Genomic DNA, 12,969 nt, shown 5'->3' on the forward strand with positions numbered 1-12,969 from the left:
TTTGTACAATTCAATTCATTTTTTATGAGTAATACCAAAGAAAAAGAAGCACTGTCGTTTGAAGACTTTAAAAAAGAAGTTCTCAACGATTATAAAATTGCGGTTGTAAGTCGCGAATGCAGTTTACTCGGCCGTAGAGAAGTGCTTACAGGAAAAGCAAAATTTGGAATTTTTGGCGATGGCAAAGAAGTACCACAACTAGCCTTAGCGAAAGCTTTTCAAAACGGCGATTTTCGTTCGGGTTATTATCGCGACCAAACTTTTATGATGGCAATTGGCGCCTTAACCATAGAACAATTTTTTGCAGGTTTATACGGCCATCCCAATATTGCTTTTGACCCAATGAGTGCTGGACGCCAAATGGGCGGTCATTTTGCCACACATAGTTTAGACGAAAATGGAAATTGGAAAAATCTTACCCAACAAAAAAACTCAAGTTCAGATATATCACCTACTGCAGGTCAAATGCCTCGTTTACTAGGCTTAGCACAAGCTTCAAAAATTTATAGAAATGTAACTGGATTAGAAAGTTTTACAAATTTTTCGAATAAAGGAAATGAAATTGCCTGGGGAACCATTGGTAATGCCTCAACTTCTGAAGGATTGTTTTTTGAAACTATAAATGCTGCAGGTGTGTTACAAGTACCAATGGTTATGAGTGTTTGGGACGACGAATACGGAATTTCAGTACACGCAAAACACCAAACAACAAAAGAAAATATTTCTGAAATATTAAAAGGATTTCAACGCGACGAAGCTAAAAATGGATACGAAATTCTACGTGTAAAAGGTTGGGATTATCCTAATTTAGTAGAAACTTATCAAAAAGCTTCTAAAATAGCACGTACAGAACATATGCCTGTATTAATTCATGTACAAGAACTCACACAACCACAAGGTCATTCTACTTCAGGAAGCCATGAAAGATACAAAAGTAAAGATCGTTTAACTTGGGAAACCGAGTTCGATTGTATTGCTAAAATGAAAGAATGGATGTTAGCAAATAACATTGCAACTGAAGAAGAATTAAACGAGATAGATACTGTTTCTAAAAAAGAAGTTTTAGAAGGTAAAAAAGCGGCTTGGTTGGCATATACTTCGCCAATTAAAACCGAGCAACAAGAATTGGTTAATTTCTTAAATACGTTAGCAACATCTAGTCCTAATAAAGTATTTATAGAAAAATACAGTAACGATTTAGCTACCATAAAAGAACCCATACGAAAAGATATTATAACAACTGCTCGTAGAGTTTTGCGCTTGCTCATTCAAGAAAATGGAAAAAATGAATTAGCAACTTGGATTAAAAAATACACCGAGAAAATTCAACCAAAATACAGCTCGCATTTATTTTCTAATTCCCATCAAAATGTAAGCGCGATTGAAGCAGTTTTGCCTTCTTATGATGCTACAAACGAAGAAGTTGACGCGCGATTAATAATTCGCGATAATTTTGATGCCCTTTTTTCGAAATATCCAGAAGTATTAATTTTTGGAGAAGATTCTGGAAACATTGGCGATGTAAACCAAGGACTAGAAGGTATGCAAGAAAAATATGGCGATTTGCGTGTTGCCGATGTTGGAATTCGCGAAGCAACCATATTAGGGCAAGGAATTGGTATGGCAATGCGTGGCTTACGACCAATTGCCGAAATTCAATATTTGGATTATTTATTGTATGCCATTCAAATAATGAGTGACGATTTAGCTACCCTTCAATATAGAACAAACGGAAGGCAAAAAGCACCTTTAATTATTCGTACACGCGGGCATCGTTTAGAAGGAATTTGGCACTCGGGTTCGCCAATGGGTATGATTATTAATGCAATTCGAGGAATTCATGTTTTAGTTCCTAGAAATATGACGAAAGCCGCTGGTTTTTACAACACTTTGCTTGAAGCTGATGAACCAGCACTTGTTATTGAATGTTTAAACGGATACCGATTAAAAGAAAAAATGCCTACAAATTTAGGCGAATTTAAAACGCCAATTGGTGTGGTAGAAATCATAAAAGAAGGTTCAGATATTACCTTAGTTTCTTACGGTTCTACGTTACGTTTAGTAGAACAAGCTGCAAATGAGTTAGAAGCTTTTGGTATTAGCGCAGAAGTAATTGATATTCAATCGCTTTTACCTTTCGACACTAAACACGATATCGTAAAAAGTATTGCAAAAACCAATCGATTGCTAATAATAGATGAAGATGTTCCTGGTGGTGCTAGTGGCTTTATTTTACAACAAATTATAGAAAACCAAAAAGCTTACAACTATTTAGATAGCGAGCCACAAACATTAACTTCGCAACCACACCGCCCAGCTTATGGTACTGATGGCGATTATTTTTCGAAACCAAGTGTAGAAGATATTTTTGAAAAAGTTTATGCGATTATGAATGAGGCTAACCCTGCAAAATTCCCATCATTATATTAAGTTAAAATTATATTTACTTTATAAAAATACCACACCAATAGTGTGGTATTTTTTTTAAAAAATTATGTTAAAATTATAATAATTTCTATCTTTATAGAATTAAAACTTACTTTAATTTAATTTTTTAACATTATAACTATAAACGGGAAAGCCGAAACCCTAAAACAGTAGGCAATAATTAACACTTTAAAAATATGGCAAGTTTTTTTAAAACAATTAAAAACTCAGTTAAGTATTGGTACATTCCGCTAATTAGTGGATTAATTTTTATCGCATTAGGCATATATACTTTTGCATCGCCTGCAGAATCGTATTTAGCTTTATCCTTTTTATTTGCACTATCGTTTATTGTAACGGGCGTTTCAGAAATTATTTTTGCACTTTCTAATAAAGAAGAGCTCGATAATTGGGGTTGGGTTTTATTTTTTGGTTCCGTTTCGCTTTTAATGGGAATTTTAATGGTTGCAAACCCAGAAATTTCAATGATTACACTACCGTTCTATGTTGGTTTCCTATTAATGTTTCGTTCTATTGCAGGAATAAGTTTTGCTCTCGACCTTAAAAACTACAAAGTACTAGACTGGGGCAACTTAATGCTTATAGCGGTATTAGGGTTAATTTTTTCATTTATTTTAATTTGGAATCCTTTGTTTGCAGGAATGAGCATTGTTATTTGGACGGGTTTAGCACTACTATTTGCTGGGTGTTATGGTGTTTATTTAGCTTTAAAATTAAAAAAATTAAAAGATACGCCGGAAAAAATTACACAAGAATTAAAAGATAAATTAGCTGATGTTCAAAACCAGATAAAAGATTATTTATCGAAATAATACATACAAAACGGGATATACGACAACAAGCATATCCCGTTTATTTGTTTATAAAAAATTATACTTCCTTTAAAACAGTAATAAAGCTATCAATATCGGCTAAAGTGTTGTAATGGCTAAATGAAATTCTAAGATTTGGTTTCTTTTGATCTTCTTCTGATAAAAACTGAGCTAGCACATGCGAAGGTTTTACACTTCCGCTTTGGCAAGCGCTTCCTCGAGAAACGGCAATTCCTTTCATATCAATCATAAATAATAGCATTGATGCTTTTTGCTCGTTTAACGGTAAAACTACATTAACAAGATTATAAAACGTTTTATTTCCTATTATTTTAATTTCGGGGAAAATTTCTTTTAATTTAACAATACAATATCCTTTTAAATTAGTAATGTAATTTCTCTCCGTTTCTAATTCTTGATAAGCCAATTCTAAAGCTTTTGCCATGCCGGCAATTTGATGTACAGCTTCTGTACCGGCACGCAATCCTTTTTCTTGTTCGCCACCAAAAATCATCGGACGAATAGTTGTATTTTTTCGGATATATGCAAAACCTACACCTTTTGGTCCGTGAAATTTATGAGCACTCGCTACTATAAAATCCACTGGCAACTTTGCTAAATCAAATTCGGTTTTTCCTATAGATTGTACAGTATCGCAATGAAATAAAGCATTATATTCTTGGCATAACTTCCCTACTCGTTCTATATCTAAAACTTCGCCCGTTTCATTGTTAACGTGAATAAGTGAAACCAAAGTTGGTTTTTCGTCTTGAAGTAACATTGTTAAATATTCAACATCGAGATTTCCTTCTTTAAGAATAGGCACATAAAGCACCTCTACACCAAAATCTTTTTGCAAATGCGCAACAGTATGTAGCGTGGCATGATGCTCTGTTTTAGATGTAATAATACGCTTTATACCCAAATCTTTAACAACACTATGGAGTATAAGATTAGTAGCCTCGGTTGCACTTGCCGTAAAAATAATTTCGGAAGATTCGGCGTGTAGCATTTTTGCAATACTTTTTCTTGATTGCTCCACTAAATTTTTTGCCGAACGCCCAAAACTATGCGTAGAAGACGGATTTCCATAGAAATTACGGATTACGTTAGTCATTTCTACAATAACTTCTTCACGTAAAGGCGTTGTGGCGGCGTTATCTAAATATATTTTTTGCATTGTAATTTTTAATGAGAACCCTCAACTTCAATAGTATCAACATTAATACCTTGCTTTTTTAAAATTCCTTTTACTAAAACAGCAAATAGTGTTAAATATGCAAAGCAAACTACAGCTACTATGTAGGATTGATGAATACCAATAATATCGGCTAGTTTTCCTTGTATAGGTGGAATAATACCGCCACCTAAAATCATCATAATTAAAAACGCCGAACCTTGCGAAGTATATTTGCCTAAGCCTAAAAGCGATAAACTAAAAATAGACGGCCACATAATACTGCACGCTAATCCGCCCGACAGAAACGCATAAATAGCGGTATTTCCTGTAGAAAACAATCCTACAAGCATTGCTGCAATGCCAAATAAGCCAAAAATAATTAAAGTTCTAGCTGGTTTATCTTTAGATAAAAAGAAAGCACCTATTTGCAAGAAAACACAGAAAATGTAATAATACAACGGTTTCATATCTTTACCCGAAATAGTGTTTACAGCTATAATTACTGCAAATGCAACAATTGGTACTACAAGTAATGCAATTGTTTTTTTAGTCGATTTTAAATTAAAAGCGCTAATTGCGCCTGCCCATCTGCCAATCATTAAACTACCCCAATACATTGAAATATAAGGAGCAATTTCAGATGATTGCAAACCGCCAAAATCTTTTAATTTTAATAATTCGCCTAAGTTACTACCTATAGCCACTTCTACACCTACATACGTAAAAATAGCTAGCATACCTAACACCAGTTGCGGATACTGCATAGCGCCCCAACCTTCGGTTTTTTTATTTGCCGAATAGTAAGCAAAAAATATACCGCATACAATAACCAATAATGCCCCTGTAAGCCAATACATTCTATATTTTTCTAAAGGCATTTTAATACTCGAAATTTCATCGGTTTGGGGTTTTATTTCGGTTTTTAAACTTGCAATAGCAGCTTCAATTTTAGCTGATTTTTCGGCTTTTTCGACTTCCGATAGTATAATATTATGCTTGTTTACTACTAAACTATCGGTTAAACTATTAATTTTTTTAGTTGTAGGTGCTATACTATTTTCTATAGCAACAATTTTTTTTGCTTCGGCAGTAGTATAACTAGCAAAAACAGGGCTAAACATTACAATTAATAAACCTGTTATAACCAACAGTGTAAGTAGCGCTTTATTAGCTTTCTCCATTGGTTCTTTTGAAATACCGCTAGGAACTTTTTTAGAAAAATAAAACAAAGCAGCGGCGGCTAAAAATAATACGCCAACTCCCATATAAAGGTAAATAACTTTGCTTAGTTCTAAGTGTTGTATTTGCTCATCTGAAATAGAAGCCGCAGTTCCAAAAAGTGCAAAACCAACTAAAATTGGGCCAATCATAGTACCAAAAGAGTTAATTCCACCACCAAGATTTACCCTACTAGCACCTGTTTTAGGATTTCCTAATAAAATAGCAAAAGGATTGGCCGCTGTTTGTTGCAACGAAAAACCAAGTGCTACAATAAACAAACCGGTTAACATACCTGCATACATATTTGCCTTAACCGCTATAATCATAGCACCTGCGCCTAATGCCGAGAACAACAAACCATATACAATGCTTTTTTTGTATCCCCATACTCCTACAATATCTTTTCCATTTACCGTACTAAAAATAAAGAGTAGTAATGCACCTATATAATAAGCTGTGTAGAAAGCAAAATCGATTAATTGCGATTGAAATTGATCCAGATTAAAATAATGTTTACAAAATGGTATAAAAATACTGTTTCCTGCGGCAATAAAGCCCCAAAAGAAAAACACTGTAATGAGTGTATATAATGCGGGGTAGTTTGTTTTGGTTTGATTAGTATTCATAATTTGGTTTGTTAGTTGAATTATTTTACGAAGAAACAAACTTTTTTACATAAAAAAAATAGAATGCTTTAATTTTGTATTGATTTAGTGAATAGCTTACGATTAACAGCTACAGTTTACCTATTACCTAATTATGAATTACGAATTATGAATTACGAATTACGAATTACGAATTACGAATTACGAATTATGAATTACGAATTATGAATTACGAATTACGAATTACGAATTACGAATTACGAATTATGAATTACGAATTATGAATTACGAATTATGAATTATGAATTACGAATTATGAATTACGAATTATGAATTACGAATTATGAATTACGAATTATGAATTACGAATTATGAATTAGATAATTTGAGAATAAGTTAATTAGCAATTAGCATTAGTTTTTAGCTGTTAACGAATAAGAAATACTGGTAACCGTAAACCGTATAATGTAAATATGAAATAAACAAAAATGAGATTCCTACGGAAATAGAACACTCGACAGAGTCAATGACAAGTTTGTAGAAACTTGAAACGTGAAACAAAAAAACTATGATTTATGAAAAATAAACTACTTTCGACTTTCGACTTTCGACTTTCGACTTTTGACTTTTGACTTTTGACTTTTGACTTTCGACAAAATATGTTTTAAAAATGATTGCAAAAAAATACTGTACTTTATAAACTGAAACATTTATATTTAGTATGTTTGCTTAAAATAAAAGTTATGTTTAAAAAGTCATTTTTGTTCGTTTTTTCTTTTTTTATTTTATTATCAAGTTGTGACGATGGAGATATTACGTTGCAATCGTTTAATTTTTCGGAGCAGCCAATTCAGAAATGCGGCGATAATTATTTGCTTTTTAAAGTAAAAGGAAAAGAGTTATTACTTGTTCAACTAAATGAAACCCTTTATAACCAAGCTTTTATTAATGAAGAAACAGGCGATACGCCTAGAATAATTTCAGTTAGTAGCACTACTCCTATTATTTATCGAATGTATTCTGGCGACATTACATTGGCTAAAGTGTGTAGCGAATTGGCACCCGCAACACCCACTGTTGTAAACGAATGGAAAGCCGAAGCAGGAACAATTCAAATTGAATCGAATAAAATTTTTGATGAAAACGATCCTTCTATTGTGGTAGGCTATACGCACAACATTACTTTTTTAAACGTAAATTTTGAAGGTAGCGCCGATAGTTTTAGCTTTGAAAGCTACATTTTTGGCGATTGGGAAACTCAACTTTAATTTTTATTTTGTTTAAAATATACTTCGGTAGCACCTAAGCCATACTTTCTGTAACTTGCATCTTGAAAAATAATGTTATCGTAACGACCCAATAAAAATTCTATTTCCGATTTTAAAACACCTTCGCCAACGCCGTGAATTAAAACCATTTTTGGAATACGGTTTTTTATACAAAATTCTAGCTTTCGTTTTACTTCATCTAGTTGAATATTGAGCATATCAAAATTTTCTAAACCTTTAGTTGAAGGAACTAATTTTTCAATATGTAAATCGACTTCCAGAACAAATTCATCTTTTTTTGAGGTCTTAAATTGGATTGTTTTTTTATTTTTTTGCGTCGTTTTTTCTCGAATTACTTCACTGTAACTTTTACTTGAAAACACATTATGTAACTCATTTGTATTCTGCAATTTAATCAATTCGTTGACAAAATATGTCATCTGTAAAAAATCAGTTGTTTCAATTGTAATCTCGTTATTTTTAATAGCAATAATTTTCCCTTCTATTGCCTCGTCTAGTACCGCAACCCTATCGCCTATTGTAAAACTATTCTTCATCGTTATTTGTATTTTTACTCGGTATAGTTTTCATTAATTTATACATGCCAAAAACAAAAACAGCAAAAGATAAAAACATTATAAATTTATTGGGCTCGGGTTTCGATTGCTCATAAACTGCTAAAATGCCACAACCAAAACAAAAAATTAGATATATAAAATTTTTCATTACTTTATTTCTTTAAGTTAGTATACAAAGGTAATTTTTTACTTTATTTTTTTGTAATATTAAATAGTTAAAATATATTTGTTGTAATTGTAATAAAGCTTGTATGGAAGATTATATGTTGCCTTGTACAAACAAATCGATTTTTGGAATAGAGTGTTTAGGTTGCGGAACACAACGTGCTATAGCTTTATTACTGAAAGGCGAATTTGTTGAAGCATTTAAAATGTATCCCGCTATTTACACCTTTATACTGTTATTTCTTTTTTTAGGCTTACATTTTATTGACAAAAGCAGAAATTATACGCGTATTATTATAATAACAGCCATTGCAAACGCAATTATTATGGTTGTTTCTTACATTTATAAAATTATTTTTTAACACTAACCATAAAATTATGATGAATCAAAAATTACCAAATGCTACAGCTGTACTTATTTTAGGTATATTTTCTATACTAACGTGCTGTTGTTATGGAGTTGTAGGTATTATTTTAGGAATTATCGGTTTGGTTTTAGCCAATAACGATTTAAAATTATACCAGCAAAATCCACAAGAATTTTCAAATTACAATAATTTAAAAATTGGAAGAATTTTATGTATAATTGGAATTGCTGTAAGTGCAATTTACTTAATTTATGTTATTTATATGTTTTCTGTAATTGGCATGGAAGGATTACAAGATCCTGAACTGTTACAAGAGAAACTTCAAGAAATTTTTGGGAAATAAAATAAATTTTACCCTATTTAGAAAGAGAAGCAATTGCTTCTCTTTTTTTATTTGTTAACAACTGATTAACAAGATAAAAAAGTACTATTTCGTTTTTGGCACGCAAATTGGTTTATACCTAACAAGCAACAGCGTTTTAATTAACACGTTGAAAGTTTAACCTTAAATTGATGCAAAATGAAAAAAATTACTTTACTTTTAAGTGCATTTGTTCTTGTAATAGGAACTACAATTGCAAAAGCATCATCAGAAAAGGTTTTTGATGATGGAGACCGAAGAATACTAACTCCGATTGATTATCGATATGCCGATCCAATCGTTTTTATGGAAAGAGGAATTGAATTTTATGTTTTTCCTAATGGCGATTTCGATTTTAATACTGTTACTACTACTGCTTCGCAACCAAGAAATGCTACATACGGAGCACCAAGAAGCAATACCAATCGTTACCACAATCCTGCGCCAATGGGCGTTCGCGTAGAACACGACTATATGGGGCGAGTACGCCGAGTAGGGAATGTATTTATTAATTACGACGCTTACGGACGAGTAAAACGTGTAGGCTCTGTATATATGAGCTATAACAGTTTTGCTTTAAAACAAGTAGGTAATCTTAGAATTATTTACGATAACAGAGGAAGAATTATAAACATAATTGGTTTTGTAAACAATTCGAGTACTGTTTATAATTACAATCAAAACGGAGGTGTTTACTATGGCCCATCAAACGGAAATTATGGTAGTTACAATTATAATGATACAAGTAATAACGATGACGATTTTTACTACTATAGAACAGATGGGACTAAAGCAAAAATAAATGCTGATGAAGTTATTGAAATACAAAAAGAAGAAAAAGAAACAGCTACTCCTCGTAGCAAAAAATAAAAAAAGTTTGGTTGGTTAGTTTGTTTTTAAAATCCTGTGGATCGAAAGTGAAGCAGGATTTTTGTATTATTTTAAAACCGTAACCAACTGCTCGGTTAGATTTTTCCTACTATATTGTTGCAAGCCTACTGGAAAAACCTTTAACTCATTTTTTAAATACAAATTAAACAAAGCGAAAATATGTGCCTTAAGTGCTTGTTTTTCCTCGTAAGTAAAGAATTTTCCTGTGTTAGTTTGTTGAATTATAGTGGCAAAATCGGCATTTTTTGGTCCTAAAGCCACAATAGGTCTATTAGAAATTAAATATTCGAATACTTTGCCCGGAATTATACATTGTGTTTTTTTCGAATTTATTTCAATTAACAACAAAACCTGTGAACAACGTTGCTCTTGCAAAGCTTCTGTATGCGAAACATAACCTAGTTGATTTACATAGTTTTGCAATCCAAATTGCGAAATACTAGCTAAAACATCAGTACTAACGGCGCCAATTAATTTTAATTGAAATTTTTCTGCAAAAACACTACTCTCGGTTACTAATTCGCTTAAACTTTGCCATAAAATTAACGGGTTTCTTTCAGATAATAAAGAACCAATGTGTGCCAATGTAAACTTTTCATCCATTGGTTTTTGTATAATTTTCTCTACATCATAACCATTTGTAATAACAAAAATAGGTTTCGTTGTAAGCTGTTCGAATTCGGTTTTTGTAGTGGGCGATGTAACAATAATTGTATCGCAAGTAGTTACTACTTTTCGTTCTAATTTTTTATGTTTTTTCTGTGCTTTGGTGCTTAATTTCAATTTGTTATGGTAACCAATGGTTGTCCATGGGTCGCGAAAATCGGTTATCCAGTTGATATTAAATTCGTTTTTTAAACTTAGCCCGATAAGATGCAAGCTATGCGGTGGACCTGTAGTAATTACAATTGTAATTTGGTTTTCTTGTATATACTTTTTCAGAAATTTAACCGATGGTTTTACCCACAGTACACGAGCATCGGGAATAAAAAAATTGCCTCTTACCCAAAGCAACATTTTTTCAATAAACGATTGTTTTTTGGTATCAGAAATAATTCCAGAACTAATTTTTTTAGCTTTTTTTCTAGAAAAAACCGATGCTAACCCGTAAGGTTCTTTTATTTTTTGTTTAATGATGATAGCATTTTCAGAAACTTCTTGCTTTAAATTAGCATCAAGTAGCGGATACGTGGGATTTTCTGGAATATAAACGTGGGGTTGAACACCAAAAGTGGGTAAATACTTTACAAATTTTAACCAACGCTGTACTCCTGGACCACCAGCTGGAGGCCAATAATAAGTAATGATGAGTATTTTTTGTATTGGTTCGATAAATAAAAAACGCTAAGTTAGTACAATTTTAATTTTATACTAATTTTTGCTTTTATTTTATTCTGCTGAACTACTTTCTAAACCTCTATTTTCTTCAATTGCTTTTCTGCGTTCTTCAATTTCTCTTTTACGATCTTCTATAAGTTTTTTACGCATTTCTTCTCGTTCTTTTAGCATTTGCTGCTTAAGCAATCTTCTTTCCTCTGCTTCTTGAGCTCTTTTTGCTCTTATTTCTTCAATTTCTTTTATACGCAAAGCTCTTTCGTCTAGTACTTCTTCTACAATTTCTTCTTTACTATCTTCAATAGTACTTACCGTTTCATTACTTGCTACTTCATTTACTACTTCGCTATTTACTTTTACTTTGGTAACAATGTTTGAATTGTTATTTTGAGCAATATCAGTGGTAGTAGCTGTATTATGGGTTACATTTGTAATATTTTCTGTTTTTTCAACTGTTGTATCGTTTTGTATAGTAGCTTTTTCTGTAGTAGCAATTTGACTATTTGTATTCGTTACACTTTTAGAAGCCATTGTATTAGCATCAAATTTTTGTTGGTGCATTAAAGTTATATCGAAATAAAGTTCGTTATTTTTGAAAAAATTATTATTAACTTCTACAATTAACAAATTATTTTCGACTCTTTTATTGCCCGACGGCTTATAACCTAAAGTGTTTATTATGGTGGCAATGTGGTTTTCGTCTAGCACGTAAATAGGACTAGAAGCTCTTGTACCGCAGCCTGTTTTTCGCATAGTCATAAAAATACTGTAATAAAATTTAAAATTATCTTCAGACTGCTTTTGATTGTTTGTTAATTCGTATTGGCACGAATGTTTGGTTTTTAAATAATCTAAATCGAACGGATCTGTTTTTAGAAGTTCATCACAGTATTCAACTACTTTTTCGCAAGGCAACAAAGACAATCTTTTTAATTTGTTTGCTTTTTCTTCTAAAGAAAGTGCTTTGTAAGGTTCAACCATTCGGTAACCAAAATACAAATAATGCAACTCATCTTCAGATAATTTAACATTTGGATTATTAAAACGTTCTAATAATTTTGGCAAGTAGTATTTACTTGATTTTTTAGTTACTTCGGCTTGAATTTTTACAAAATCTGGTTTGCAAAGTTCAATTTGACCTAAAGCTTGTAGTGTAAAACAAAATAGTGTTATTACAAATATTCTAACTTTCATAAAATTCATCATTAAATCCTATCAAATATAATTTTTCTTTTGCTCTGGTTATGGCAGTATAAAGCCATCTCACATAGTCTACTGTAATACCATTAGGTAAATAGGGCTGCTCTACAAAAACAGTATGCCACTGCCCTCCTTGCGATTTATGGCACGTCATTGCGTACGAAAACTTTACCTGTAAGGCATTAAAATAGGGACTATTCTTTACCTTCAAAAATTTTCGGTATTGGTGTTTTTCTTCGCTAAAATCTTGCATTACTTCGTTATAGAGTTTATTCGACTCTTCATAAGTAAGCGAGGGCGACTCACTAGAAATAGTATCTAGCAATAGCACCGTTTCAAAGTTAGGCTGATTTGGGTAATCTACCATTTTTACAGTTACAGTTGCAAAGGTAAAACCATAAAGTTCTTGAATTGTTTTAATTCGTGTAACTTCTATAATATCGCCATTTGCAATAAAACCTGCTTCTGCATTTTCTTTAAGCCAAAAGTAATTATTTTTTACTACCATTAACAAATCGCCTACCGATAAATTTGATT

General features: G+C 32.0%; 13 protein-coding genes. 6 read left to right on the forward strand and 7 right to left on the reverse strand.

Annotation, left to right across the window (positions count from 1 at the left end):
• Positions 1-24 precede the first annotated feature (24 nt).
• Positions 25-2,430 (forward strand): thiamine pyrophosphate-dependent enzyme, encoded by a 2,406-nt coding sequence (locus R2808_RS08130; protein ID WP_371270463.1) that lies wholly within the window; start codon positions 25-27, stop codon positions 2,428-2,430.
• 194 nt (positions 2,431-2,624) lie between these two features.
• The gene (locus R2808_RS08135) at positions 2,625-3,260 is read left to right on the forward strand and encodes an HdeD family acid-resistance protein (protein WP_371270464.1); all 636 of its coding nucleotides are present in this window, start codon (positions 2,625-2,627) and stop codon (positions 3,258-3,260) included.
• A gap of 58 nt (positions 3,261-3,318) precedes the next feature.
• Here R2808_RS08135 and R2808_RS08140 read toward each other — a convergent pair whose 3' ends face one another.
• Both R2808_RS08140 and R2808_RS08145 read right to left on the reverse strand, forming a co-directional pair.
• Entirely contained in the window at positions 3,319-4,440 is a 1,122-nt protein-coding gene (locus R2808_RS08140; RefSeq protein ID WP_371270465.1) for a cysteine desulfurase family protein, read from the reverse strand.
• A gap of 8 nt (positions 4,441-4,448) precedes the next feature.
• Positions 4,449-6,287, reverse strand: coding sequence for an MFS transporter (locus R2808_RS08145; RefSeq protein ID WP_371270466.1), 1,839 nt, complete (start codon positions 6,285-6,287; stop codon positions 4,449-4,451).
• Between the two features lie 722 nt (positions 6,288-7,009).
• On the opposite strand from R2808_RS08145, the gene R2808_RS08150 reads away from it, so the two are divergent.
• On the forward strand, positions 7,010-7,534 hold the full coding sequence (locus R2808_RS08150) for a hypothetical protein (RefSeq protein ID WP_371270467.1): 525 nt from the start codon (positions 7,010-7,012) through the stop codon (positions 7,532-7,534).
• Here the strand turns inward: R2808_RS08150 and R2808_RS08155 are convergent.
• Together R2808_RS08155 and R2808_RS08160 are read right to left on the reverse strand one after the other, a co-directional pair.
• Complete coding sequence (locus R2808_RS08155) at positions 7,531-8,091, reverse strand: Smr/MutS family protein (protein ID WP_371270468.1); 561 nt, start codon at positions 8,089-8,091, stop codon at positions 7,531-7,533. The two genes, R2808_RS08150 and R2808_RS08155, sit on opposite strands and share 4 nt — an antisense overlap.
• Positions 8,081-8,260 (reverse strand): hypothetical protein, encoded by a 180-nt coding sequence (locus R2808_RS08160; protein ID WP_371270469.1) that lies wholly within the window; start codon positions 8,258-8,260, stop codon positions 8,081-8,083. The genes R2808_RS08155 and R2808_RS08160 overlap by 11 nt, the downstream gene beginning before the upstream one ends.
• Before the next feature lie 103 nt (positions 8,261-8,363).
• Here R2808_RS08160 and R2808_RS08165 point away from each other — a divergent pair, with 103 nt between their 5' ends.
• The 3 genes from R2808_RS08165 (at position 8,364) to R2808_RS08175 (ending at position 9,876) form a co-directional block, all read left to right on the forward strand.
• The gene (locus tag R2808_RS08165) at positions 8,364-8,639 is read left to right on the forward strand and encodes a DUF2752 domain-containing protein (protein WP_371270470.1); all 276 of its coding nucleotides are present in this window, start codon (positions 8,364-8,366) and stop codon (positions 8,637-8,639) included.
• A gap of 16 nt (positions 8,640-8,655) precedes the next feature.
• Complete coding sequence (locus tag R2808_RS08170) at positions 8,656-8,988, forward strand: CCC motif membrane protein (protein ID WP_371270471.1); 333 nt, start codon at positions 8,656-8,658, stop codon at positions 8,986-8,988.
• A gap of 177 nt (positions 8,989-9,165) precedes the next feature.
• The gene (locus R2808_RS08175; protein ID WP_371270472.1) at positions 9,166-9,876 is read left to right on the forward strand and encodes a hypothetical protein; all 711 of its coding nucleotides are present in this window, start codon (positions 9,166-9,168) and stop codon (positions 9,874-9,876) included.
• Between the two features lie 66 nt (positions 9,877-9,942).
• On the opposite strand, the gene R2808_RS08180 is transcribed toward R2808_RS08175, so the two are convergent.
• The 3 genes from R2808_RS08180 to R2808_RS08190 form a co-directional block, all read right to left on the reverse strand.
• Complete coding sequence (locus tag R2808_RS08180) at positions 9,943-11,220, reverse strand: glycosyltransferase family 4 protein (RefSeq protein WP_371270476.1); 1,278 nt, start codon at positions 11,218-11,220, stop codon at positions 9,943-9,945.
• 66 nt (positions 11,221-11,286) lie between these two features.
• Positions 11,287-12,426 carry a DUF4919 domain-containing protein gene (locus R2808_RS08185; RefSeq protein WP_371270473.1) on the reverse strand — a complete coding sequence of 380 codons (1,140 nt, stop codon included), beginning with the start codon at positions 12,424-12,426 and terminating at the stop codon, positions 11,287-11,289.
• A partial coding sequence (locus tag R2808_RS08190) for an ATP-binding domain-containing protein (RefSeq protein WP_371270474.1) occupies positions 12,416-12,969 on the reverse strand: 554 nt, incomplete at its 5' end. The genes R2808_RS08190 and R2808_RS08185, both read right to left, overlap by 11 nt.

The organism is Flavobacterium sp. (assembly GCF_041392005.1).
Taxonomy (GTDB): Bacteria; Bacteroidota; Bacteroidia; order Flavobacteriales; family Flavobacteriaceae; genus Flavobacterium.